The sequence below is a fragment of the Mesorhizobium sp. M0830 genome (assembly GCF_040319965.1).
Lineage (GTDB): Bacteria > Pseudomonadota > Alphaproteobacteria > Rhizobiales > Rhizobiaceae > Mesorhizobium.
The window spans coordinates 60330-84309 of record NZ_JAMYOR010000007.1; the positions used below are offsets into that span (position 1 = coordinate 60330).

Genomic DNA, 23980 nt, shown 5'->3' on the forward strand with positions numbered 1-23980 from the left:
CAGCAGTTGGCGGGCTGACCTTGTGGCAGACTGACGATCCTCGCGCGGTTCGTCAATGCGAGCAGCCGGCCCAAGCGAAGTTGAGCCGGCTGAACTGCTTCAAGTTTTAGTTTCCAGACATTGCCTTCAGGTTGGCGGCATAGGCGTCGACATCATCCTTGCCGATGATCTTGGTGGGAACGATGATGAGGCCGCCTTCCGGGATGCCCGACTTGTCGCCCTTGAGATAGGAAGCCATCAGCTTCATGCCCTGATAGGCCCATTCGAAGGGCTGCTGCACGACGGTTGCGGCAACGGTGCCTTCCTTGACGCCGCCCAGCGTGATCGGATCGTCATCGAAGCCGACGACGGTGATCGAGCCGAGCTTGCCGGCGTCACGCAGCGCTTCATAGATGCGCGGCGTGTTGTAGGAGTAGAAGCCGACCATGCAGGTGACGTCGGGGCTGGCGACCAGCGCGTCCTCGACATTCTTCTTGGCGCGCGCCTGGTCGATGTCGTCACCGCGCACGTCGATCAGCTCGATCTTGGTGCCGGCCAGGCCGTCCTTCATGCCCTGGATGCGCTCCTTGGCATTGTCGGCGCCGAGCAGGCCGACGAAGCCGAGGCACTTGCCGCCATTGGGCATCGCCTTCTTGGCGATTTCAGCCGCCTGCTTGCCGGCATCGACGTTGGACGAGCCGATATAGGCGACGCGCTTGGTCTGCGGGGCGTCGCTGTCCGTGGTGAACAGAGCCGTTTCCGAAGCGATCTTGTTGAGCCCGTCTGTCGAGGTCTTGGGATCGACGGCCGAGACCATGATGCCCTTGACGCCGGCCGTCACCAGATCGTCCATCAGCCGCTGCTGGATGGCGACCGAGGACTGCTCGGGATATTTGAGTTCGAGATTATAATCCGGCAGCTCGCCTTGCGCCTTCTTGACGCCGGCTTCGGCGGCCTTCCAGAAATCGGAAGCGCCGTTGACGACGAAGGCCAGCGTCGGCTTGTCGTCGGCGCGCGCGATTGCCGTGGCCGACAGGCCGAGCAGCAGCGCCGCGGTGGCCACGGATGCATTTCGTATCAAAGATTTCATGTTCAACCTCCCATTTGGTTTAGTCATCAGACAGACTGGTCTTAGTCACCTGAATTTGCCGTTTGCAGCTTGGACGCCCCTCCTCCTCAAAGGGTTTCCGGCAACGAAAGAATGGCGCCCTTCCAGCCACGATCATGGACCTTAGAGACTCATCTCTCGTTCGTAAATAGTCCGATTTGTCTGACATATCGTATGTCCGAGACAAGGCTCGCGGAGATGATATCCGCTCGCCATCGGCCATTTGCGCACACTCCCGCCGGCCCCGACCCAGGCGGCCCGGACGCGACAAATTGACGGTACAGCGCATTCTTGTATTAGTAAACAGTATTAGTTTTCGAGGTGGCATCCGGGACGAGATTGCGGTTTCGCGGCGTATCTGCCGCGAGCCGCCGCCTGGCTGCGACAACGCCCGGACTTTATGGCGCTTGAGTTGTGAGTTGTCCAGATTCGCGTGGCGAGTGGACCTCAAGGTCGCTAATAGATATAAATGACTTGTGGCGATTTCTATAAACCGACAGCGTCCACGCCATCTTGGCGGCCCGACAGGCCGTCGCCAGACAGGCTGAGGGAGCGACATGAGCGATAGTCCGGCCATCGACAAAGAGAGGCGCCGCAAGGCGCCGGCGAAGGGCGCAAGGGGTCGTGTCACCATGACCGATATCGCCAGGGCGGCAGGCTGCTCGCAGGCGACAGTCTCCTTCGTGCTCAACAATTCGCCAGGGATCAAGCTGTCTCAGCAGACCCGCGAACGGGTGATCGAGGCCGCGCGGACCCTTGGCTATGCGGCGCCCGCCTTCTCGGCGCTTCACCCGGCGTTGCCTGCCTTCAAGGAGCCCGCCTTCGAAGGACTCGACGGAGTGATCGGCTTCGCCGTTGACCAGCTCGCCACCAGCCCGGAAGCCGTCGTCGCCATCGAGGGCGCGCGGCAGGCCTCGTGGAATGCCGGAAACGTGCTCTTGGTGGCGCAGACGCTGGGCGATGCAGTCATGGAGCCGCGCGCCATCGCGGCACTCACCAAGCGGGGCATTTCGGCGCTGATCTACATGACTATCTTCACCCGGGAGATCACCGCGCCCGATTACCTCTACGGCCTCGATATCCCGGTGATCCTGCTCAACTGCTACACATCAGACTACGCCTTCCCGGCCGTGGTGCCGAGCGAGATCGCCGGCGGCCAGAACTCGACCCGCCATCTGATCAGCCACGGCCACCGCCGCATCGCAACCATCACCGGCGAGCCGTGGATGCAGGCGGCACAAGACCGGCTGAAGGGCTACCGCCGCGCACTCGCCACCGCCGACATCCCGTTCGATCCCGAGCTGGTGGTCGAGGGCGACTGGTCGGCCAGTGCCGGCTATGCCGCGACCGTCAAGCTGTTGGCGCTGAAGGACCGTCCGACCGCCATCTTCTGCCAGAACGATCGCACCGCGATCGGCTGTTACGAAGCGCTGAAGGAAGCCGGCCTGCACATCCCCCAGGACATCTCCGTCGTCGGCTACGACGACGAGGAAATCGCCCGGCACTTGTTCCCGCCGCTGACCACCTCGATCCTGCCGCACATGGCTATGGGCCAATGGGCGATCGAGCAGCTGGAGGCGCCGGCGGTGCCGGGGCGAGGACGGTATCCGATCACCAAGCTGGAGTGCCCGCTGGTGGAGCGGGAGAGTGTAAGGGCCGTGGTGGCGGTGTGATAGGAGATAGCGCATGGCCCGCCAACGCGGCTTCTCGAACACGCTGACGACGTAGTTTGTTACCGGCTTGTCGGTTATCGCTTCACTTTGTGAGTTGATAAAATAAAGCCCGCGCCTCTGGCGGAGAGCGCGGGCCGATCGGGGCTTTCGCCCCAATCTTCAGCAGGCGATGGAGGGCACCGCCTGCCGCACACATCAACATTTAGAAACTGCTAATGTTCCATCGAGGCTGTTTGATCGAAACGAAATCCGCTTCCAATCGCGGTTGTCGCTTCTCCGCATTGTAGCGGAACCCCACGGCCATACGACCGTTTTTCCACCAGAGAAACGAAGGAGTTCGCCACCATGGACTGGAACCGCGTCGAAGGAAATTGGAAGCAGGTCAAAGGCAAGGTGAAGGAACAGTGGGGCAAGCTCACTGATGATGATCTCGACCGCATCGCCGGCAAGCGCGATCAGCTCGAAGGTAAAATCCAGGAACGCTACGGCCTGGCGAAGGATCGCGTACGCCGAGACATCGACGAATGGTATGGGCGACAAGGCTGGTAGACAGCTTTGAACCAATCAATTTTTGAGGCGTTATGGACCGCCGCTTTCATTGGAGCGATCTCGACGATGCATGCGGTTCTCGACCGCCACGGGTCTGGTCGAGCGCCGTAAGTCTTTGCCAGTCGCTGCCTGATTGCCTGCGAGCAGTAGACCGCCAAGGGCGCTTCAACTTGCGCCGAGCTTCGCAAATCCACATCGTGGCTAGCGTTCGAAGGGTTCGCCAAGCGAGGCGACGCCGTTCAGCCTGAGCAGGCGGCGGTCCGCCGAGATGATACCGAGCACGACGATCGTAACGAGATAGGGAAGGCTGGAAAGCAGTTGCGACGGCACGTCCAGACCGGTCGCCTGGGCGGCGAGGCTCATCAGCGAAACCGCGCCGAAGAGGCAGGCACCCAGGAAGATACGGCCAGCGAGCCACGTACCAAAGACAACCAGTGCGATCGCGATCCAGCCGCGTCCGGCAATCATGCCGTCCGCCCAAAGGGGCGTGTACACCGCTGCCGCATAGGCGCCGGCAAAACCCGCCATCATGCCACCAAAGGCTATCGCCGCGACACGGATGGCGATGACCGGATAGCCGATGGCGTGGGCAGCCTTGGGATTCTCGCCGATTGCCCTCACGACAAGGCCGACCTTCGTATAGGCAAACATCGCCCAGATCGCGAACGTCACGGCAAGGGAAAGCCATACGACGACGTCTTCGACAAACAGCCTGCCGACTACCGGGATTTCCGAGAGGCCGGGAAAGGCAAGTTTCGGCAGCCCCTTGACCGTCAGGCTCTCGTAGCTTTTGCCGAACAGCGCCGAAAGGCCCTGGCCGAGGATGCCGATCGCAAGGCCTGTGGCGACCTGGTTTGCCCTGAAACCGAGTGCCAGCACTGCAAAGACGAGGGACAGGACGGCGCTGCCGAGACCGGCGGCGACGAAGCCCAGCAGGTGTCCACCGCCGTGGTAGACGACGATGAACGCGAGCACCGCGCCGAGGGCCATCAGGCCCTCCACGCCGAGGTTAAGGACGCCCGCGCGCTCGACCACCAGCTCGCCGAGTGCGGCAAGCAGAAAGGGGGTTGCGGCTGCGAGCATGCCCGAAATAATGAACTCGACGGCGTTCATGGGTGGCTCCGGAGATGGGGGCGGCGCCACTCGATGCGGTAGCGCACGAAGGCCACAGCGACGAGATAGGCGAGCAGCAAACTGCCTTGAAAGACGCGGACGGCGGCGATCGGCAAGTTGGCCGACACCATCGCATTGTCGCCGCCGATATAAAGGACGGCCATGAAGAGCGCAGAAAAGACGATGCCGATCGGATGCAAGCCGCCGAGATAGGCGACGATGATGGCCGCATAACCGTAGCCTGTCGAGATCGAGCGCTGCAACTGGCCGAGCGGCCCCGCGACTTCCGCGGCGCCTGCCAGTCCCGCCACGAAGCCGCCGATCAGAAGCGACAGCCAAATCGCACGCGCTTCGCTGAAGCCGGCGTAACCGGCCGCGCGCGGGGCAAGGCCGCCGACCTGGAGCTTATAACCCATGAAGCTTCGCTGCATGAAAATCCAGGCCGCCAGCGAGAGCGCGAGTGCGATGAGCAGCGAGACGTTGACGCGGGTACCGGCGATCAGGGTCGGCAGCATCGCGTCGTTCTGAAACATCACGGATTGTGGGAAATTGAAGCCGGCCGGGTCCTTCCAGGGGCCGAGCAGCAGGTAGTTGAGGACTTGCGCGGCAACGAGGCTCAGCATCAGGGAGACCAGGATCTCGTTCGCATTGAACCTTACGCGCCAGAAGGCGGTGATCGATGCCCAAAGCGCACCTCCGATGGCCCCGAGAAGCAGCATCAGCGGCCAGATCCACTGCCCGGTCGCCAGCGGAAACCAGACAGGGATCGCCGAGGCAAAAATAGCGCCGAGGATGAACTGGCCCTCCGCGCCGATGTTGAACACTTTTGCGCGAAAACCGATCGCCAGCCCCTGCGCGATGAGGAGAAGAGGCCCGGCCTTGAGTAGCACCTCCGCGAACGATGTCCAGGAGAGGAACGGATCGAGAAGCATCGCGTACAGCACGGTCGCCGGATCGCGGCCTATCAGCGCATAGAGGCCCAGATTGAGGATGATCGCCATGCCAAGCGCGGCAACCGGGGCCAGCATGGCCGCGACGAGCGAGGCATGCTCCCGGCGGACGAGCGCGGGGAGGAACGTCGCGGCCGAAATGTTCATGCAGGAACCTTCTCTGGCGAGGCATGTGCGCCGATCATGTATCGGCCGATGTCTTCGGGGCGCGTGTCCCGCGTGACCAGAGGCGGACTGAGCATGCCATGGTGCAGCACCTGGATGAAATCGCAGAGTTCGAAAAGTTCCTCGAGTTCCTCGGAAATGACGAGGATCGCCATGCCCTCGTTGCGCAACGCAATGAGCCGCCTTCTGATGGCGGACGCAGCGCCGATGTCTACGCCCCAGGTCGGCTGCGCCACGAAGAGCAGTTTTGGCGAGAGCATCATCTCGCGACCGACGATGAATTTCTGCAAGTTGCCGCCCGACAGCGAGCCCGCTTCGGCAGCCGGGCCGGAGGCGCGGACGTCGTGCTGGCGGATGCATTCGCTGGTGAAAGCCGTCGCTCCGGCGTTGTCGATGAGGCCGTGCCTCACGAGATCGAAAGGATGGGCGGTAAGAACGGTGTTGAGCACGAGCGACATTTCAGGGACCGCGCCGCGCCCGAGCCGGTCTTCGGGTACGAAGGCGAACCCGAGTCTCCTGCGCGCTGCCGCGTCGAGCGTGCCTACGTCGCTGCCCATCATGTAGATCCGATCGCGCTGTTCCTTCACCATCGCTTCGCCTGAGATGAGCGCGGCAAGTTCGCCTTGGCCATTGCCCGAGATTCCGGCTATGCCAAGGATCTCGCCTGATCGTACCGTGAGGCTGATGCCGGAGAGCGGCGTGGCAAAGGGGTCATCGGGCGTGTAGTCCATGCCGATTATTTCCAGCCGCTTCTCCCCCTCGGGCATGGCCAACGCCGGCATCACCTCCGGCATGTCGCGGCCGATCATCATGCGGGCGAGGTCGTGCGTATCGTGGTCGCGCGGGTCGACGGTGCCTGTAACGCGCCCTCCACGCAGGATGGTCGCCCGGTCGCAGATCGTGCGAATTTCCTCCAGCTTGTGGGAGATGAAGAGGATGGACACGCCACGGTCGCGAAGGCGCCTGAGCGTGTCGAACAGCTTCTTCACCGCCTGCGGCGGCAGCACCGAGGTCGGCTCGTCGAGAATGAGCAGCTTCGGGTCCGTCATTAGGCAGCGGATGATCTCCACCCGCTGCCGCTCGCCGACCGAGAGCGCATGCACATCGGCGAGAGGATCTACTTCAAGGCCAAACTCCTGGCCGAGGGTGCGGATGCGCCCCGCCAGCTCCGCCTTGCTGCCGGGCACGACGAGCTGGATGTTCTCGACAACGCTCAGCGTCTCGAACAGCGAGAAATGCTGAAAGACCATGCCGATGCCCCTGCGCCTTGCCTCGGCCGGCGAGGCAAGGCTCAGGAGCTCTCCGTTCCAGACGACGGTGCCCTCGTCCGGCTGTTCAACGCCATAGATGAGTTTCATCAGCGTCGATTTGCCCGCCCCATTCTCCCCTAGAATCGCATGGATCGATTGGGGCGCCACGTCCAGATCGATGGCCTGGTTGGCACGGATCTGGCCGTAGCTCTTCGAGATGCCGCGGAGCGACAGAAGGGGCGGGGTCATGACTTACTTTGGCAGCGGTGTGGTGACACCCTTGACGTGCCAGTCCATCGCGACGATCTCGGGATCCGCTATCGTCGCACCGGCGGCGGCGGCTTCGCTGCCATCGGCCTTGGAGATTGGGCCTGTGAAGGGCGAGAAGCTGCCGTCGGCGATCTTCGCCGCCACTTCCTTGATCTTCGCCATCGTGTCGGCTGGGACATCCGAGTTCCAGTCCACGACCTCTACCACCTTTTCGGCGACGCCAAGGAAGGCGTTGGCGCCCTTGAAGGTTCCGGCGATATGGGCATCCACGGAAGCCTTGAAGAAGGGCGACCAGTCCGTCGCAATGCAGCCGAGATATTTCTTCGGCGCATATTTCTTCATCGACGAATTGAGGTTGAACGCGTAGACGCCAGCCTCCTCGCAGGCCGAGATGACCGAGGGCGTATCCTGCGCGTTCGAGAAGATCACGTCGCAGTTCTGTGCCATCAGCGCCTTGGCGGCTTCCTGTTCCTTGGCCGGGTCGAACCAGGAGTTCACCCAGACGACCGATACCTCGATAGCGGGGTTTACGGTCTGTGCGCCGAGCGTAAATGCGTTGATCGAGGTGATCAGCTCCGGAATGGCGAAGGCCGAGACCGAGCCCAGCTTGCCGGTCTTGGAAAGAGCTGCGGCGGCCATGCCGAGCAGGTAAGTGCCTTGGAAATACTTCGCCGCGAAGGGCGAGAAATTCGGCGCGGTCTGGAAGCCGGATGCATGCAGCACAGTGACCCCAGGATCGCGGCGGGCGATCTGCAGTGCGCCATTCTGGTAGCCGAACGAGCCGGCGATCAGGAATTTGTTCCCGTCGGCGACGGTCTTGTTCATGATCCGGTCGGCGTCCGGCCCCTCGGCGATGTTCTCGATGACGGTGATCTTCACCTTGTCGCCGTATGCGGCCTTGACCGGCTCGAGGCCGGCGGCGAGCGCATGGCCCCAGCCGACATCGCCGACCGGCGACGGGAGCACGAGCGTGATACCCAGCGGCTCGTCGGCCGCAAAGGCGGGACGGCCGCCAAGCGCGCCGGCAAGCCCCGTCGCGGCAAGGCCCTTCATTAGAGTTCTGCGGGTCAGGTAGTTCAGCATGTCAGTTCCCCTTTTTTAAGTTGTCAGAATTCCACCGTAGCAAGCGCGGCTTCCGCGTCCGCGGCAAGCCGGGCCTCGTCCAGCCCGGCAAACGCACCCTTTTCCCAGACGATGCGGCCGTTGATCATGGTCATGTCGGTTGGCATGCCGATGCCGACCTTGGCAATCAGGCTCAACGGATCGTGGCGCGTGCCGACATAATCCATGCGGCGCGTGTCGATCGCGAAGAGATCGGCGGCCATGCCGGGCGACAGTCGGCCGATGTCCTTGCGACCGAGAAGCGCGGCGCCGCCAGTTGTCGCATAGCCGAGGAAATCGGCCGGCGCGGGCACCGGATGAGCGCGCGTCGAGGCCGCCAGGCATTGCAGCATGTAGGCGGAATGGATGCATTGCATGAGGTTGGAATTGTCGTTCGAGGCGGCACCGTCGCAGCCGAGACCGACGCGCAGGCCGAAGGCGGACATGGCGGGAATATCGGTCACCTGCGCACCCACCAGATAGACCGGCTCCGGGCAATGCGAAACGCCGGTGCCGCTCGCCGCCATCAGCCGCAGTTCGTCATGCGTCAGCTCCCAGCAATGGGCATAGAAAGTGTCTTGGCCGGCAAATCCGAGTTCCTCGAGATAGTCCACCGTGCGCATGCCAAAGCGGGCTTCGATGACCGGGCTTTCGCCTTCGCCGACATGGGTGTGCATCTGCAACCCGCGATCACGCGCCAGCGAAACCGACTCCACGAAGGTTTCGCGGTAGCAATTGACCGGCTGGCAGGGAGCGACGACGACCTGGCGCATGCTGAAGGGGCTGGTGTCGTGATAAGTGTCGATGAGGCGGGCGCAGTCGGCGATGAATTCGTCCGTGGTCTCCAGCATCTCGTCCGGAATGGTCGAGCCTTCCGACTTCGGCAGCGTGTTGCCGCCGCGGCCCGCGTGGAAACGCATGCCGAGAAGATCGGCCGCTTCGAACTGCCGGTCGATGAGCCGCTTTCCGGCATGGCGGGGAAAATTGTACTGGTGGTCGAAGGCCGTCGTGCAACCGTGCTTGATCATCTCTGCCATCGCCGTGACCGAGGCGTGGTAGAAACAATCCTCGTTGAGCCGGGAGAAGATCGGATAGATCCGGTCGAGCCATTCGATGACCGACAGCTTCGTCCAGTCGAGCTCGGCACGGTTGCGCACGAAGCATTGGAAGAAATGATGATGGGTGTTGACGAGGCCGGGATAGACGAACCAGCCGTCGGCGTCCTGCACGATGGTGCCGGCCGGCAGTTCGCCTCTGTGCAGGCCTTCCCCGATTGCCTCGATCCGCGGCCCATTCGTCAGCACATCGACATTGCGCCGGACGCTCGGACCCCTGCCGTCATCGATGATGACCGCCGCGCAATCTTTCAGGAGATAGCCGGTCATCTCAAGCCTCGTCCGGGCATGGTCGCGGTTCGGGCTTCAGCTCGTGCAGCCGGTGGATACCGGGCATCTCGATGAAGTTGTCGAGGCTGCGGAGCGCTCGCGACCAGAGCCGGATCGTGGGATACGGGTCGAGGGAAACGCCTCCGTCGGGCGAGAGCGCGACATAGGGAAAGCAGGCAATGTCGGCAATCGTCGGCCGGTCGGACGCGAGAAACCGATTGCCACGCATTTTTTGTTCGAAGAGGCCGGCTTCCAGTTCACGCAGTGCCGCTGTGCCATTGGCCTGAAGCGCACCGATGTCACCGGGGCGCAGCAGCATCTCGTGCAGGCGCGCGCCGCCGAGGCTGGCGGTCAGCCTGTGCGAGAAGGAAAGCCATTGCTGGACGCGCGCCGTCTCCTCGGGGGCACCGCTGCCGAGCCAGGCCGGTGCTGCCTTCGCGGCGAGATAGCCAAGCATGGCGGAAGATTCGGTCAGGATCAGGTCGCCGTCCTCGAAGATCGGGATGGAGCCTCCCGGATTAAGCGCCATAAGCTCGGGGCCGCGATGCTCGGCGCCGGGATGGAAGTCGACCGGACGGATTTCGAGCTTCACGCCTGACAGCGCCGCCATCAGGCGCACCTTGTAGCAACTTGGGGAGAGGACGTAGTCGTAAAGCCTCATTGTGCCACCAGCTGCGCGCCGTAGGTATAATTGCGGCGTTTCAGCCAGCGGCGATAGGCGACCGAGGTCAGGTCGGCGCGTGTCGGGATTTCCATGCCTGGATCGAGCGGCAGAAGCCGCGGGATCTGGTTTTCGAGGATCGAGCGATCCTGCAGGAAAATCGTCTGCTGGAAATGGATCAGGTCGGTCAGTGGCGTCTCGTCGTCGAAGAGCGCCATCCACGGCCAGACGTCGCAGAGATCCTCGGCAAGCGGCTGGACGAACAGCGCGATGACATCCCATTCGCCCGGGCGCGGCGGGCAGGTCTTGTAAAGGACCGAGCAGGTCGGAGCCGGCACGCGGTACATATATTCCGTCGTGATACCCCCGCTCGCCGATTTCGCCGCTTGCGGCTGGTAGAACTTCACCTGGGTAGCCCAGACCTCGTCCTCTTCCTCGCGGATCTCGACCTTGTAGTCTTCGACTTCGGTATGCGGCTCCGAGCCGAGGATATCGGTATGGACGAAGGGGAAGTGTGCGATGTCGAGAAAGTTCTCGACGGCGCGGAGCGGCGAGCAGCGCACCCGCACCACACCGACATCGACGAAGCGGCGCCCGGGCTGGTCCGCCTCGGGAATCGGAAAGACCGGTTTCCTCGGTTCGCCGAGCGACGACCAGATATGGCCATAGCGCACCGAGACCGGCAGCACGCGACCGTTTTCGCCTGTCACTTTCGCCGCACCATTGGCGTCGAGCGCAACCTTGATCGGCGCGCCCATCAGGGTGGTCTCGCGCCCACCGCGGTCGAGCTGGCTGAAAAGCCCGACCGGATACCATTCGTCGCGCATCGCATCGTCGTTCATGGCACAGCCTCTTTCGCCTCGATCCGTTCGGCCATGCGCCGAAGGCTCTCGGCGGCTCGCGAGGCGGCGACGCGCTCGGACACACCGCAATCGGCTGGAACAAGGACATGGATCAGCGTCTCGCCGGTTTCCTGCGGGACGGGCAGCAGGCGGATTGCTGGCGCGCCGGGCGCCCGCCAGACGAATCCTTCCACGGCGGCCTTCGTACCGGTAGCCGCAGAAAGTGCCGAACCTCCGGCACGGACCGTCAATGAACGGAGCGGGACGTAACCCTCGAAAAGCGGTGGCTTGCCGTCGGGCTCTCCATCAGCAACCCAGACGATGCCGCCTGCCTCTTCGACCGACCGGGTCGCAACGCGAATCGTCTCCGGCGGCGTGAGGCTGGGATGGGCGGGAATGCGCAGACACCGACCGGCCTGCGAATAGGTCCAGCCGTGATAGATGCAGGAGAGCGCCTCGCCGCGCACGAAGCCATGGGAGAGGCGCATGCCGCGGTGTGGACAGCGATCCGCCGATGCCGCCAAGCGCCCCGATTGGCTTCGCCAGAGGGCAATGGGACCGGCGAGCGTCCGCGCCGGCATTGCCTGTCCTGTCGGCAGATCCTGGGAAAGGGCGACCGGCACCCAGGTGTCCGTCTTGTCGGACAGCATGACCTTACTTTCCGTACTGATACCACTGTTTGCCGGCCAGAGATGCCAGCGCAAGGAGTTGGCGAACCGCTCGATAGTCTGACGTATGCATAATTATTTCGCAACTGCAACATTGATTAAATTAAGTGCAGACGGACGGTAACCACGCGCAAAGCCATGTGTTTTTTGCTCGACAGGCGCGCGGTCGATCGTCTCGACCCAGACCTCGATGGGCCCTAGCGAACACCCCATCTCCATCATGTCGATCAGTTCCGCCGCACCGGCAATATCGAGCTCGATGCGATCGGTACTTGCATGAGTGACATGGTGCGCGAGACCAAGCTTGGCCGCATGGCGCATGATCCATGGCACGAAGGACGCGGGTTGGAGCTGGCCGCGAATGGTCATCCGCTCATGGTGCTGACCTTGCTTCATCAAGAAGGACCTCGCGGCTTTGGTATCATGGTCAGCAGCATAGCGTCTGACTGAACGGGCGGAAGTGATAATCGACGCGTGCGATTGCTGCGGATCCATACGCGAACGGCTGCGAGGGGCGAAAGGGCATAAAAGGCCAAAGCCGAATGGTTAGAGCCGCGCCTGGCCGGACTGGCGTGGCTGGCGCCGCGTCTTAGCTCGCGGTGCGAATCCCGCCTTTTCGGGCATCGCTGATGGCGAGCCAGATGGCCGAGACGGCGAAATAGAAGGCGCCGAACGCCGCATAGGGGGCGATGTTGGCGATGCCGACCGGGTCTGGTCCGTGGGCCATCAAGATCATGAAGACGCCTGCAAGGGCGGACTGGGCGCCGCTCAGGATCATCGCCCACTGGGCGCCGAAGGATTTCCAGCGACCAACGGCGGTGGCGAGTTGGAAGATGCCGGAGAAGCCGGCCCAGATGCCGAAGACGATCAGCACGCTGTGCATGCTGCTGCGAAGCGCGACAGCGACGGCGATCGCGGTGAGAATGCTGAAGATGAAGTTGAGCAGCTGCGATTTGTTGCGGCCGAGGCCGCCGCTGCGCTGGGCATCGATGAAGTTGGCGAGCGCGTCCCAGGCCGGATAGCCGACGAGCATGATCGCGGCGAGCGGTGGCACGCTCTTGGCGACCGAGAAGGCAATCACGACCCACGCCGCCGAGAAGGCGAACCGGGTGAAATAATAGCGCTTGAGCCAGCCCGAGGCGGATGGGGCGGATGGGGCGGATCGGTGTTCGATCGTCTGCGTAACCATGTCGAGTCTCCTATTCATTGCCTACCAGCTAGAAGACGGATCGTCGGCACGGAAATCGTTTGTTCAAATACCAGCAATCCAGCTCGGATATTCCTCGTAGGAATCCCTTGATCATCAGTCCCTTGCCGCGAGGGCGCCGAGTTCGTCTGTAATCCGCGAACCCCCGCAAGATCGGCAGAGAAGGCTCCGTGCTAACCAGGTGGTTTATTTGCATTGGTGCTCGAACGGACCTAAAAAGCCCGAAACCCTCGCTCTTATGGGCACATATTGGGGGAGCGGATGCATCTTCGAGGGCTCGATCTCAATCTTCTGGTTGCGCTCGATGCGCTCCTCACCGAAAGGAATGTCACCCGCGCCGCGGAGCGCATTCACATCTCTCAGCCCGGGATGAGCGCGGCGCTGCGGAAGTTGCGCCACCATTTCGCCGATCCGCTGCTAGAGCAAATCGGCCGCAATCTCGAGTTGACCGCCAGGGGCCGCGCGCTCGCCGACCCTGTCAAGACTATTCTCTCTCAGGTCAGCGAGCTTAACGATCAGTCGACCAGCTTCGATGCGTCAGCCGCGCGACGTGTTTTTCGGATTTCTGCGACAACCTACTGCTGCGAGCTTCTGGCCACGCATTTGATATCTCGGCTGCGGGAGATCGCTCCGCTGATCAGCGTGCAGTTCGAGGAGCTGTCAGCGGATACCGCAGACCGCATTGTGGACGGCCAGATCGACTTCGCGATCACAATCTCAGCCAGACTGCTCGACAAAATGCAGGCCTATGACGAGTTCATACGGTCGCAGAAACTATTCACCGACAAGTTCGTTGTGGCGATCTCCAAAGATAATGCGCACACCGCCAAGACCATCACTTTCGACGAGCTATGTGTGATGGGATATATCGAGACTCGGTTTGGCGGGGTGATCGCTGGCGTCGCTGAGCAGCTTTGGCGCCAGCAGCCTAAGCAACCGCACACATGCGGGTGGCTGCCGAACTTCCATCTCACTTTGAATACGGTCGGCAGGACTGATATGGCGACGATCCTGCCGTCGCTGCTGGTTGCGATGCAGAGCGACCGCTACAATGTGAGGGCGCTTCCAGTGCCCTTCGAGATGCCGATCATCGAGGAACGTCTCTACTGGCACCGGCGGAACGACAGTGATCCCGGCCATCTATGGATGGAACGGACGCTCGAAGAGGTCGCTGCCAGTTTCATAACTTGAGAACTGACGATCACGCGACGCCTCAGCGTGATGTTCCAGAGATCATCGCGCCGAGCGAAAGCTTGTGCCGGCCTGCGCCGGCGCCCGCCTCTAGGCTAAGACTAAGAGGAAGGGGGGCGCCATCAAACACTGCCGATTACCCTCCACAGTGCGATTTTGCCGCCGACTGCCGCATCACCACCGTGGGCATCGAAAACCGCCAATTCGCCAACAACGGTCAAAGCGGCCAGTAGTCCGGCAAGCTGAGTTATAGCGGTGTATAATCGCCACAGGCCGGTGGATTTGGACAACAACCATGGAAGCCGAGCCGGGGGGGCTAGCCGACAACAACTCGCCATCGGACATGCGCGCACTCGCGCCTATCAGTCGCCAAGTCTCCCCCCGCGGTGGCCCATCATCATCCGGGAAGCATACATCGTGGGCGAGCGCTTACCCGGCATATTGGCTTCGAGAACGATCTGCTCGACGAACCCCTGGTTCGTTTCGAATTCAATGCACTCATCAAGCCTGTCGACTATCCAAAGCATGTATCTGTCCCCCACACTCGGCTTTTTCTTGTCATAGCCGCAATCGTCGAGTGGAATTTCTTGAGGAAAGGCTGAGATCAGCATGATTTTCGGTTTTGGTAAATCATAGCAATGTCCTTCATAGGAATAACCAACAATAATGCCACAGGAAAGAAATTTTCCTTCCCTTGCTGCCTCTTCGAGTGTTACTATTGTTGATAAAGCAATTTTTCCAAACTTTCGCGTGTCGAGTACAATTTGGTACGACATTCCTGTGGACCATGGAAATGGTGGTATGGTAATAAGTTTTTTGAATATTTCTTCATCTGATAATATATCTTCTCCTTCACTTCTTAATTCTTTCACGATTTTCTTAACTTCTGCATTTGCTTTCTCATCTTTTTTGAGATCGCCCGTCGAAATATTTGAAGAAATACTTGTGTTTTTTGTGCCGACGGCCTTTGAGCTCCCTGGGAAAACGAGACCACCACTCCCGGGGATGCCGTAGAGCCTTACTTGGCTGGCGTTATATGCGCCATCGGGAAAGGTCAGTGTCGGTCGGTGAAAATCGTCGCTCATGTCGTTACCCTCCGTTGCAATCACCAATTCATAAAATTTCCCGCCATCTGAAGTTCTCTTCGAAGCTTGCCGCTATCGCCGGGCCGACGCGGTCGGACACTTCGATGATGGTGGAGGCTGCGATTGCGAATGTGAGATGGTCGGCATCGAGGCGCGTCCACGCGCGCGCGAGCGAAAGCGCGACATCGTCGCGCGCCTTGATTAGCTCGGTCTTGAAAAGGAACGGACTGGCCCGGAATGCATCGCCCGTGAAGTTAGAGATGCGCCGCATGTCGGCTTCACTAACCTGCCTGATGTCGAAGCGAAGCAGGCGCTCGTCGGCCAGGCCCTGCCGCACCAGGCCGGCATGGTAGAGATCGACCAGGGTATCGAACACCGCTCCCGTGAATGGGCGAGACCGGTCATGAATCTCTGCGGTGACTTCCGTCATCTTGCGCGAGTTACTGGCGAGGCGGATCTGGCGGTCGCCCGTCAGTTCGGCGATGCGGTTGAGCTCGTTGAGGACAAGCAGGTTTGCCTGGCTGTGCCGTAACAATCGATCCATCCCGCTGTCGAAATGCAGGAACGAAAGCAGCGAAATAAGATCGGAGTTGGCTTCGTGGAACGGCCCGAAGTCGCCGTCCTGCAGGCCTTGCGTGGGCACTCCGAAGAGAGAAAAGAGTATGGAGTGACCCATTTCATGCGCGATCACGTCGAAGTTGAGGGCGTACGGATGGCCGCGCCCGTCGGCTCCACGCTCGCGGCCAAGCTCCAGATAGCCATATCCCGATTGCGCATTCTCCCAGTCGACCCAGGGAATGATCTCAAGCCGCTCGTATGTTTCGGCGAAGTACCAGACAATCGGCTTGCCCAGATAGCTTTCCCAGATGTCCAGCACCCGGCTCGCAGCCGCGAACGCATGCGCTGCAAGGAACTGGCGCGACTGAAGAGCGAGGTGGTCGAAATGACCATCAACGCCGGGCTCGGCGGGTGGGAAATACGCGCCAACAAAGGGCGGCAGGTAGGGATACTCGTACGGCTGCTTGTCCAGCAAGGGATCACGCACGTATATGCGATGATCCGCCGGACCCGGATGGATCAAACCAGGCGATGTTGAAATCCAGACCGCCTCGGGTTGCTCGTACCCAGAAACGTGAGGCGCTTGTGGGTATAGCAGGAAGCGTGTTCCAGCCGACATCCCCGCCCGACCGGCCACATCGAGCGCGTTCACTTGCGCGGCCCCTCTCATGGTCGGCGACACTAGCACGAAGCCTGCATTTCGTAAATTGCACCAGGTATCACCGGCAACTCTGTCGTCAGATTGCTAAGCCGGCGTCCTCCAGATCTTGGGCAAACGCGACCGTCATTCTGAAATTCCTCAATTCCGCCGCCACCAATGCATTTTCTTGCACAAGTTGCAGAGCTGACAGTGCATCGCGTTTCTTTTGCTGAATGAAAGCTCCTGCGAGAATTTGCCGGCAGGCTTCGATATCATGGTCACTGGCTTCCCGTAGTGCCTCGCGGACCATTCGCGACAGCGTACGTTCCCTAAAATTGAGGTTCCGCGCCGCATTCTCAAGCCTTCCTGACAAATCGGTGGAGATCAGGTTCCGCCTCCAAGCGGCGCGAACGGTCATTCGCAAATCAACCAAAGCGTGCGTTAGGGGCGAAAAATTCACCGCCTTCGGACCGTACAGCACTGCCACTGCGTCATCAGGCAGGAAAGCAAAGCGGCGGTACCATCGATAGATAAGGCCAACGCCGTGCATGTATGGGTAAAGCTCGGCGGCTCGCAAGGCTCCCATGCTTCCAGCACCAATCACCGGGATGGCCTGGCTGATCGCCCACAGTATCTCCTTGTGCCTCACTGCCGGCTCAGCCTGGAAAGCGCCATCTATGATGACAATTGCAGCCGGGTCATAACGCTGCACCGCAGCTATGATCGAGCCTTGCACCGCGGGCGCCAGGCAGATCACGTCGGCCACCTGCTGTGCCTCTGGATGCGATAGCGTGGGGCCGGTGAAAACGAGCCGAGGTCGCATCCGCTCACTCCACCAAAGGGTACATTTGGGGGATAACTATCCTGACGGCCGACAGTCGGTTCCAAGGGCTGGTGTTGAGGCGGATCAGATACACGGCGTTGATTCCGCTTTCCTCCAGTCTCGCGAGAAGGCTACCAAGCAAGGTCTGCCCGCCCGCCACTCGATAGGCAGGCTGACGGGTGAAGCTCACGTCCTTGCGGCCGCCGGTGATCAGCTGGCGGTGCGCCTCGATAAGCTGCCAGTCGGGATATTTCGGATAAGACGCCCGGGTTATGTCATCGCGCGCACCCGAGATTGCCGCAAGCCGCGCCTGCGCCGCCTCGTGGATCGCTTGGACGGCAGCTGCCGCCGGATCGAATGCAGCGGCCGAGCCGTCGGCTGGCAGATGGAGCAATGCCGTCTCGCGAGGATTGCTCTCCATCAGATGGCACCAAATCACAGGCAGGCCAACAGGCGACGGCGCAAGCCAAAGGCCGACGATCATGTCCTTTCGTGCAAGTTCATCCAATAGGGCCACGACCCTTGCGTCATCGATGGTCGCTGGATCGATTCGCTGGTGTTGCAGAAAACCATGTGTCTTGAGAGCGCGGGCGATGGCATCGCGTTCGACGCATTCCAATATTCCGTGTGTGATGGCGTCTGTTTCATCAAGCGCGGCCGCCAGTCCGGTTGTCGTTGGCGTGAAAATTCCGTCACGGGGGCTGGGCGGTACGAGATAGGCCGTGTGCACCAATTCCAGCGGAACGAAGTCACGGCCGCCGCCCAGCAGGTTCTCCGCCTCTACCCAAGCGTTTTCTCGGCCGCGCCAATCAGCAGGTGCGGGCTCTCGCAGCCACGTCTCAAATCGCCCGTAGGGTATTCCGAGTAACTTGGCCGAAGCGTAAGCTGCATCAAGATGTTCGATGCGCTCGGCGAAAAAGCTCTCAGCGGATTCCAAAATGGCCGATATGGCAGCGCGAGCCAGGCTGGCACCCTTTCCCTGCGCGACCGCATTTGAAAACGAGAACGGCCTCGTTGCCTGCACGACCGGGATGCCGACACGGTCCAGGCCGGTAATGTCCGCAATACGGGTGATGCCCAACGCTTGTCGCATCGACATCAGACAGGTCAGCGCTTCGTCTGCCGGAGGACCAACGCGCTCATATTGTTCCACTATCGGCTGGCCCGCAGTTCCGGCTCAGGGTTCATGACCAGCGGTTCGCCGGGCTCAACCGACTTCCTTGCCGCTTCGACACGGTCGTTGTAGCTCCGAAGCAGTACGGGCGAGAGATTTGACGCGCTGAGCGTCTCGTAGGCCGCGATGAGAATGGGCACGGCATTCTGCTCGGCTGCAGTATTGAGGCTCTTCTCAAGGGCGGCCGCCACCCGGCTGGCCGCCGCCCTGTCAAGGACGAGCAGTTGTGCAATTCGCCGGTGTAGTTCCGCCAGCCAATATCGGCTGCCACCCGCCTCGGCCTGCGCCACCGCCGAATGAAGCAGCGCAAGCGCATGACCGATCTCACCCGAGCGTGCGAGAAGTTCTGCCAGCATGCCGCAATAGACGGGCTCGTCCTCGGGTGTCTGCACTTGTCCATGGAGGCCGAGGCCCTCACGCATCTTGTCCTTGCCCCGCTGAAGTTGGCCAGCATTGCCATCGCACCAGCCCTCGAAGATCTGTGCCGAGACGGCTATCGAAGGCAGGTGATGAAGCGCGGTCAGCTGTCGCAGATCCTCAATCACGTCACGCAAAGAAGCGAAGTCGCGGCGATAGCAACTCAGCATCGCGTCGTTGATACAGGCATGCGCAATGCTGCTGACATGGCCAGTCTGCTGCGCCCAACGGCGGGCCTCCGACATGGAGCGGAGAGCGCTCGTTGCACGTCCCGAGAACCACAGCGACAGTGCACGATGCGCCAAGCCACACACGCGCGCGTCGTGCCCCCCAAAACGCGTGGCATTCGCGTGCCCCTGGCTCACGTCATAGAGCGGCAATCCAGCATCAATCGCAGCTATGCATCCACCATGGTCTCCGCGATTGAAATCGACTGCCCACAAGCAGTGCCTAGCCTGAAGCTGAATCTCGGGGTCGTTAACCTCCTTCAAATCATTGACGACGGCCTGCGCCCGCTCGCCATCAACGACCGAACCCGTGAACCACCAACCCCAATAGATCGGGAACCACTTGGCGCGCTCCGCTATCGGCCGACGCCGTGCGATCTTTACGCCGTCGTCATAGAGCCTGCGGGCGTGTTCGGAATTTGGCCCTTCGACGGCAGTCAGTATCGGCCCGAGCACAACCATCGCCGAGAGCCGCAGCGCATCCCGTTTGTCATGATCAGAAACCTGCCCGCAAAGCGCGATGACATGCTCGAGCAGCTGCCTTGCCTCAGCCATGGCCGAGCGGGACGAGCTTTCCATGCCGGCATTGACGAACTCGCCGATCGCTTCGTCAAGCAGGCCGCCTCGCTCAGCATGATCGGCAAGAGCTGCCGTTGTTAGCCAGCCAACGAGGCTGCGGTTGCCGCTAGCCACCGCGTAAAGACGCTGATGCAGAGTCTGCCGCCGTTTCCGCAGTGTTCCATTGTAGATCGTCTCTTGAATGAGCGTATGCCGAAACGCGTACACTGTCGCCGCTGCGTGCCTGGCACGTACGAAGCCTGCCTCGGCCAGGGCATCGAGCGCCGCAGAGATTGTGCCCCGGTCAAATTCCGGCAAGAGCGCCGACAGCAAGTCCAGGCTGAATCTGTTGCCGGCGACGGCGGCCGCTCGCGCCACCTCGCGGGCGCGGCCGAGAGGCTCCAGCCGGGCATCTATCACTGTTTCCAACACCGCCGCGCGGCCGAGCGAAACGCCCTGTGGCAGCTGCTCCGTACCGCTAGCGGCATTCTCCGCCATCCATTGGCAAACCTCCTCGATGAACAGGGGTACACCGCCGGTGACGCGCTCGACCAACTCTATCAACTCAGGCGCAGGCGCTCGCTTGCCTTGAGGCCACATCGTTGCGATTGCCCGCAAGGTGTCGGCATGCTCAAGGGGAGCGAGCAGGACATGCTTGCTTCTTTCGTCCAGCCAGTCGCCAGATCCCGGCCTCGTCGTTGCGATCAAGAGCACGGGCGAACTAGGAACCAGCTTTGCAAGTTCACCCAGCAGCTGCTTCGACGTCAGGTCGATCCAATGAATATCTTCAACGATCAACACCACTGGGCCACGGGCGCACGTTGCTTGTAACGCATGGCGCGCAGCCCAATCGGCCTTCTCCCGGATTGCTTCCGGGCCCATCTCATGGAAACCGGACCTCGCGCCTTCCACGCCGAGCAGAAAAGAAAAGATGTCGACGACTTCGGCGTCGTGAACGTCATGTGCGGCGAACGCCTCGGCTAGAAGCGCGGGGGTGAGTGCACCGCCGTCGTCGAAATTGCCCAGCATCGCCTGCCGCAGTGGATACAGCGTCGAACGCGAGTCGCCTGGCATACATTGGAAGAGGAGCAACCTGTTGCGTTGGAAGCGCGTTCGCCGGCGCACCTCGTGCAGGATGCGCGACTTGCCAATGCCGGCTTCGCCCTCGATCACGATGACCTGGCCACGTCCCGAAACAGCTTCATTCCAACATTCATGGATCAGCTCGGCCTCATCCGTGCGGTCGATCAAGGGGCTGGTGAGGCGTCCGAACGCGAAGAAACGGTCTACCCCCCGTTTGTGGCTCAGCGCCTGCCAGACCTGCTCGGGTTGCGCGAAGCCTTTGATGACGTGAGAACCGCAGAAGCTAAATACGTGTGAGCGCCGTGTCAGATTGCGCGTCTCGTTGCACACGACGACGGTATCTGGCCGGGCGATTGCCTGCAGCCTGGTTGCCAGCGCAAATGCAGGGCCGGTTACCGTGTCTTGCCCTACAGCGGTGTCGCCCTTCAGGATTAGCGTCATCGAGGTCGCCACGCCGACCCTTACATGCAGGTCGCTCCTCCCTTTCTCCGCGGCAAGGAGCTTGCACGCCCTGACGATCTCAAGTCCGGCGCTGATTGTCAGCGACGCCGCATCCTTCGCACCCAGATCGACTGGGAACACGGCGACGCCGCCGTCGCCGACCTCGACCCTCACGGTTCCGGAGCACGATACTATTGCTTTCTTGGCGGCCATTTGAAACGCCAAGATAAGTTCCTCAAAATCTTCGATGCCGAGCAGGCCGAGCAACTCGGTGGAGCCTACGAGATCGTAGCAAAGGGCGGTTAGTACGCGCCGCTCGTGACGGGACTCGACGCCGTCGTCCATCAACCCCCTGCCGATCGGAAGGCGCGAGCCAGTCCCCGCCTTCGGAACATCAACTCGGCTCTTATGCGACATGTCACCCTCGCTGACAGGGCATACTATCAAAAGTATGACAGAGCACAAATTACAGAGCGGCGATCGCCGGAACCTGCGACGGCTGCTCAGGACCTCTCGCTTGCCTTCAGCTCGCGGCCCATGTTTTTCATCGCCGTCATGCGCTCGGCGATGGTACCCGTCGCCTCTTTGTGCGCCAGCGCAGCGCCTGCAATAAGCACGGCTGCTAACGTCATGGCCGCGAGCTTGAAAACCCAAACCTCCCGTCCACGAGGGTGACCTGCCACTGCGTTAAGCGGCAGGTCTTGCTTGGACTACTTCACTGGAATCATCAGGTGTGCGTAGGGCGTGTCGGGGAACATGACATATGGCTGTGTCTGGTTTGGTTCGTGGGGATATAACGCCATGATTTCCGGTGCGTTCATGATCATGACATGGGGACCGTCATGTAGCCATTCGGCCCCTTCCGCCGGCTTGGTTGCAAAGGGGTCGGTATTGCTGGCTGCATCGCCGCCCTTCAGCATGTAGGCAAAAGCGACCTTGCCTTTCGGTGGCTCGCTCTTTGACATGATCGCGTGCATCCACGCCATCCCGTTCTCATCTGTGCACATCGGGTCATCGGCGGGAGTTCCAGGGTCGTCCGGGATGCAAGTGAAGCCGTTCGTGCCCTTCCTCAACGTCTTCATCTCCCAGTTCACGACGGCGGCGTTTTTGCCGACAGCCTCCGGTGCTGCCGTAATCGCATTCTCAATCAACTGCTCATCGCTTTTGTCAGCCGCAGGTGCGGGGAATGCCCAAGCGGCGGCAATAGCTGCCAAAAACACAGGGCTTGAATGGATGCGCATTTCCTCCTCCTTAGCGAGCGCAGATTTTGCCGGCGAGTTCGCAACGAGCACAGCTCCCGCTCTTTGGAGTTGGCTGCTGCCCTAGGATCTGGAACGCGCCGCATACATAAGATACTCCTCATATTACCGGGGGTCACTCAGGATGTGACGCCGGTCCGCCTGACGAGCGGCCGCCCGTCAGGCAGCCGGCCGGATGTTTTGGTTCACCCGGAAGAGGTTGTTCGGGTCGTATGTCTTCTTCAGCGTAGCCAGGCGCTCGTAGTTGTCTCCATAAGCAGCCTTGAGCCTTGCATCGCCCTCGTCATCCATCATGAAGTTCAGGTAGGCGCCACCCAGATCGAACGGATGCACCGCCTCCCAATAGGCCTTGGTCCAGCGCGTCACCGGCCCCGCTTTCTGTGGGTCCGGATCGATCCCTGCGATAACCATCGACCAGGTCGCATCACGGCAATTCCAAGCTGTCTCGTCTTTGCCGATTCGATGAACGGCGCCATCGATCGGATAGAGATGCATGAGCGATAGCTCGCTCGGCGTCTTCGCCGCCTGCTTGAGATGAGCGTCAATCGCCGCGTCAGACAGTGTCTTGACGAAATCGCCCCGCCAATACCACTGCATCCCCTTCGGGTAGAGCCCGTCGAACATGCTCTGCACGGCGGGATAGGGCATCGTTCCCATCCAATTGAACCAAGGCGCAGGGAGCGCATCGATGAGCGGGGCCAGCGCCTCTCTACCCTTTTCCTCCGGACCGCTATAGCAACACATCAGGAGACACATCCGCTTGCCCCAAAACTCTTCCGGAAACGGCGCGCTCGAGAGGACCGTCTTGAGCCCGAGGAAGATCCCGAGTTCCTCGGGCGCGTCCGGCAGGAACTCGCGATAACGCTGCATGATGGTACGGGCGTGTTGTTGATCAAATGCGATCGGCCCCGCAAAGACCATGTTGACCCGGTGAAGCTGGAACACAAAGCTGGTGACGACGCCGAAATTGCCGCCACCGCCACGCAGCGCCCAGAACAGGTTGGGGTCCCGTTCCTTGCTGGCGGTGACGAAGCTTCCGTCGGCAAGCACGACATCGGCCTCGATCAGATTGTCGATGGTCAGACCGTATTTGCGCGTCAGATAGCCGTGGCCGCCACTCAGCGTCAGCCCGGCGATCCCAGTGGTCGAGATGATGCCCGCCGGGACAGCCAACCCAAAGGCATGGGTGGCGTGGTCGACGTCGCCCTGAGTGCAGCCCGCGCCTACCCGCGCCGTACAGACGTCCGGATCGACGCGCACGCCGTTCATCGCCGACAGGTCGATCACCAGACCGTCGTCGCAGCTTCCTAACCCCGGTCCGTTATGGCCGCCGCCACGTACCGCAACCAGCAACTTGTTGTCGCGACCGAAATTCACCGCTGTGATCACGTCGGCGACGTCGACGCAGCGAGCGATGACCAACGGTCGCTTGTCGATCATGCCGTTGTAGAGCTTGCGGGCCTCGTCATAGTTCGCGTCGCCGGTGCGGATGACTTCGCCCCGCAGGCTTGCTGCGAATTTGGTGATGTCTTCGTCGTTCATGGCATTCCTCCCTACCGAACCTGTCGGCCGGTCGATGGACGCTAGCCCATCCGGTGCTCGC

The 23980-nt window shown here is 61.3% G+C and carries 22 protein-coding genes; 3 read left to right on the forward strand and 19 right to left on the reverse strand.

The window, feature by feature from the left end; all coding sequences use genetic code 11:
- Positions 1–106 precede the first annotated feature (106 nt).
- Entirely contained in the window at positions 107–1069 is a 963-nt protein-coding gene (locus NKI20_RS06740) for a sugar-binding protein (protein WP_031260946.1), read from the reverse strand.
- Between the two features lie 650 nt (positions 1070–1719).
- Between NKI20_RS06740 and NKI20_RS06745 the strand changes: the two genes are divergently transcribed.
- Both NKI20_RS06745 and NKI20_RS06750 read left to right on the forward strand, forming a co-directional pair.
- Complete coding sequence (locus tag NKI20_RS06745; RefSeq protein ID WP_502898043.1) at positions 1720–2760, forward strand: LacI family DNA-binding transcriptional regulator; 1041 nt, start codon at positions 1720–1722, stop codon at positions 2758–2760.
- 345 nt (positions 2761–3105) lie between these two features.
- Positions 3106–3309, forward strand: coding sequence for a CsbD family protein (locus tag NKI20_RS06750; RefSeq protein WP_352601557.1), 204 nt, complete (start codon positions 3106–3108; stop codon positions 3307–3309).
- A 201-nt stretch (positions 3310–3510) separates the two neighbouring features.
- Here NKI20_RS06750 and NKI20_RS06755 read toward each other — a convergent pair whose 3' ends face one another.
- From NKI20_RS06755 to NKI20_RS06800, 10 genes are all read right to left on the reverse strand, one after another.
- Entirely contained in the window at positions 3511–4422 is a 912-nt protein-coding gene (locus NKI20_RS06755) for an ABC transporter permease (RefSeq protein WP_352829279.1), read from the reverse strand.
- On the reverse strand, positions 4419–5519 hold the full coding sequence (locus NKI20_RS06760; protein ID WP_352829281.1) for an ABC transporter permease: 1101 nt from the start codon (positions 5517–5519) through the stop codon (positions 4419–4421). The genes NKI20_RS06755 and NKI20_RS06760 overlap by 4 nt, the downstream gene beginning before the upstream one ends.
- A complete protein-coding gene (locus NKI20_RS06765) occupies positions 5516–7036 on the reverse strand; it encodes an ABC transporter ATP-binding protein (protein WP_352829283.1) in 1521 nt (506 codons plus the stop codon). Before NKI20_RS06765 ends, NKI20_RS06760 begins: the two co-directional genes overlap by 4 nt.
- Before the next feature lie 3 nt (positions 7037–7039).
- Positions 7040–8137 carry a BMP family ABC transporter substrate-binding protein gene (locus NKI20_RS06770; protein ID WP_352829397.1) on the reverse strand — a complete coding sequence of 366 codons (1098 nt, stop codon included), beginning with the start codon at positions 8135–8137 and terminating at the stop codon, positions 7040–7042.
- A gap of 26 nt (positions 8138–8163) precedes the next feature.
- The gene (locus NKI20_RS06775; RefSeq protein WP_352829285.1) at positions 8164–9543 is read right to left on the reverse strand and encodes an amidohydrolase; all 1380 of its coding nucleotides are present in this window, start codon (positions 9541–9543) and stop codon (positions 8164–8166) included.
- A 1-nt stretch (position 9544) separates the two neighbouring features.
- Positions 9545–10204 carry a glutathione S-transferase family protein gene (locus tag NKI20_RS06780; RefSeq protein ID WP_352829288.1) on the reverse strand — a complete coding sequence of 220 codons (660 nt, stop codon included), beginning with the start codon at positions 10202–10204 and terminating at the stop codon, positions 9545–9547.
- The gene (locus tag NKI20_RS06785) at positions 10201–11046 is read right to left on the reverse strand and encodes an aromatic ring-hydroxylating dioxygenase subunit alpha (protein WP_352829290.1); all 846 of its coding nucleotides are present in this window, start codon (positions 11044–11046) and stop codon (positions 10201–10203) included. The genes NKI20_RS06780 and NKI20_RS06785 overlap by 4 nt, the downstream gene beginning before the upstream one ends.
- Positions 11043–11696, reverse strand: coding sequence for a Rieske 2Fe-2S domain-containing protein (locus tag NKI20_RS06790; protein WP_023761891.1), 654 nt, complete (start codon positions 11694–11696; stop codon positions 11043–11045). Before NKI20_RS06790 ends, NKI20_RS06785 begins: the two co-directional genes overlap by 4 nt.
- 93 nt (positions 11697–11789) lie before the next feature.
- Positions 11790–12110 carry an acylphosphatase gene (locus tag NKI20_RS06795; RefSeq protein WP_352829399.1) on the reverse strand — a complete coding sequence of 107 codons (321 nt, stop codon included), beginning with the start codon at positions 12108–12110 and terminating at the stop codon, positions 11790–11792.
- A 193-nt stretch (positions 12111–12303) separates the two neighbouring features.
- Positions 12304–12903: a DUF308 domain-containing protein gene (locus NKI20_RS06800; RefSeq protein WP_352829292.1), complete on the reverse strand. Its 600-nt coding sequence runs from the start codon at positions 12901–12903 to the stop codon at positions 12304–12306.
- A 279-nt stretch (positions 12904–13182) separates the two neighbouring features.
- On the opposite strand from NKI20_RS06800, the gene NKI20_RS06805 reads away from it, so the two are divergent.
- Positions 13183–14112: a LysR substrate-binding domain-containing protein gene (locus NKI20_RS06805; RefSeq protein ID WP_352829294.1), complete on the forward strand. Its 930-nt coding sequence runs from the start codon at positions 13183–13185 to the stop codon at positions 14110–14112.
- 362 nt (positions 14113–14474) lie between these two features.
- On the opposite strand, the gene NKI20_RS06810 is transcribed toward NKI20_RS06805, so the two are convergent.
- From NKI20_RS06810 to NKI20_RS06845, 8 genes are all read right to left on the reverse strand, one after another.
- A complete protein-coding gene (locus tag NKI20_RS06810; protein ID WP_352829296.1) occupies positions 14475–15197 on the reverse strand; it encodes a hypothetical protein in 723 nt (240 codons plus the stop codon).
- Between the two features lie 28 nt (positions 15198–15225).
- The gene (locus tag NKI20_RS06815) at positions 15226–16425 is read right to left on the reverse strand and encodes a gluzincin family metallopeptidase (RefSeq protein WP_502898044.1); all 1200 of its coding nucleotides are present in this window, start codon (positions 16423–16425) and stop codon (positions 15226–15228) included.
- 67 nt (positions 16426–16492) lie between these two features.
- Complete coding sequence (locus NKI20_RS06820; RefSeq protein ID WP_352486666.1) at positions 16493–17161, reverse strand: TfuA-like protein; 669 nt, start codon at positions 17159–17161, stop codon at positions 16493–16495.
- Between the two features lie 61 nt (positions 17162–17222).
- Complete coding sequence (locus NKI20_RS06825) at positions 17223–18371, reverse strand: YcaO-like family protein (protein ID WP_352829300.1); 1149 nt, start codon at positions 18369–18371, stop codon at positions 17223–17225.
- The gene (locus tag NKI20_RS06830) at positions 18371–21463 is read right to left on the reverse strand and encodes an ATP-binding protein (protein WP_352829302.1); all 3093 of its coding nucleotides are present in this window, start codon (positions 21461–21463) and stop codon (positions 18371–18373) included. Before NKI20_RS06830 ends, NKI20_RS06825 begins: the two co-directional genes overlap by 1 nt.
- A 158-nt stretch (positions 21464–21621) precedes the next feature.
- Positions 21622–21750, reverse strand: a complete 129-nt coding sequence (locus NKI20_RS06835) for a hypothetical protein (protein WP_352829304.1) — start codon at positions 21748–21750, stop codon at positions 21622–21624.
- 78 nt (positions 21751–21828) lie between these two features.
- Positions 21829–22359, reverse strand: a complete 531-nt coding sequence (locus tag NKI20_RS06840) for a hypothetical protein (RefSeq protein WP_352829306.1) — start codon at positions 22357–22359, stop codon at positions 21829–21831.
- A gap of 177 nt (positions 22360–22536) precedes the next feature.
- A complete protein-coding gene (locus NKI20_RS06845) occupies positions 22537–23919 on the reverse strand; it encodes an FAD-binding oxidoreductase (protein WP_352829308.1) in 1383 nt (460 codons plus the stop codon).
- Positions 23920–23980: the final 61 nt, after the last annotated feature.

Excerpts from the sequence above, each read along its gene's own strand:
- NKI20_RS06790 (WP_023761891.1), bottom strand. The coding sequence starts at position 11,696 with ATGCTGTCCGACAAGACGGACACCTGGGTGCCGGTCGCCCTTTCCCAG.
- NKI20_RS06845 (WP_352829308.1), bottom strand. The coding sequence starts at position 23,919 with ATGAACGACGAAGACATCACCAAATTCGCAGCAAGCCTGCGGGGCGAA.
- NKI20_RS06805 (WP_352829294.1), top strand. The coding sequence starts at position 13,183 with ATGCATCTTCGAGGGCTCGATCTCAATCTTCTGGTTGCGCTCGATGCG.
- NKI20_RS06760 (WP_352829281.1), bottom strand. The coding sequence starts at position 5,519 with ATGAACATTTCGGCCGCGACGTTCCTCCCCGCGCTCGTCCGCCGGGAG.
- NKI20_RS06750 (WP_352601557.1), top strand. The coding sequence starts at position 3,106 with ATGGACTGGAACCGCGTCGAAGGAAATTGGAAGCAGGTCAAAGGCAAG.
- NKI20_RS06775 (WP_352829285.1), bottom strand. The coding sequence starts at position 9,543 with ATGACCGGCTATCTCCTGAAAGATTGCGCGGCGGTCATCATCGATGAC.
- NKI20_RS06765 (WP_352829283.1), bottom strand. The coding sequence starts at position 7,036 with ATGACCCCGCCCCTTCTGTCGCTCCGCGGCATCTCGAAGAGCTACGGC.
- NKI20_RS06800 (WP_352829292.1), bottom strand. The coding sequence starts at position 12,903 with ATGGTTACGCAGACGATCGAACACCGATCCGCCCCATCCGCCCCATCC.
- NKI20_RS06785 (WP_352829290.1), bottom strand. The coding sequence starts at position 11,046 with ATGAACGACGATGCGATGCGCGACGAATGGTATCCGGTCGGGCTTTTC.
- NKI20_RS06745 (WP_502898043.1), top strand. The coding sequence starts at position 1,720 with ATGACCGATATCGCCAGGGCGGCAGGCTGCTCGCAGGCGACAGTCTCC.
- NKI20_RS06780 (WP_352829288.1), bottom strand. The coding sequence starts at position 10,204 with ATGAGGCTTTACGACTACGTCCTCTCCCCAAGTTGCTACAAGGTGCGC.
- NKI20_RS06795 (WP_352829399.1), bottom strand. The coding sequence starts at position 12,110 with ATGAAGCAAGGTCAGCACCATGAGCGGATGACCATTCGCGGCCAGCTC.
- NKI20_RS06810 (WP_352829296.1), bottom strand. The coding sequence starts at position 15,197 with ATGAGCGACGATTTTCACCGACCGACACTGACCTTTCCCGATGGCGCA.
- NKI20_RS06740 (WP_031260946.1), bottom strand. The coding sequence starts at position 1,069 with ATGAAATCTTTGATACGAAATGCATCCGTGGCCACCGCGGCGCTGCTG.
- NKI20_RS06830 (WP_352829302.1), bottom strand. The coding sequence starts at position 21,463 with ATGGACGACGGCGTCGAGTCCCGTCACGAGCGGCGCGTACTAACCGCC.
- NKI20_RS06755 (WP_352829279.1), bottom strand. The coding sequence starts at position 4,422 with ATGAACGCCGTCGAGTTCATTATTTCGGGCATGCTCGCAGCCGCAACC.
- NKI20_RS06840 (WP_352829306.1), bottom strand. The coding sequence starts at position 22,359 with ATGCGCATCCATTCAAGCCCTGTGTTTTTGGCAGCTATTGCCGCCGCT.
- NKI20_RS06835 (WP_352829304.1), bottom strand. The coding sequence starts at position 21,750 with ATGACGTTAGCAGCCGTGCTTATTGCAGGCGCTGCGCTGGCGCACAAA.
- NKI20_RS06815 (WP_502898044.1), bottom strand. The coding sequence starts at position 16,425 with ATGAGAGGGGCCGCGCAAGTGAACGCGCTCGATGTGGCCGGTCGGGCG.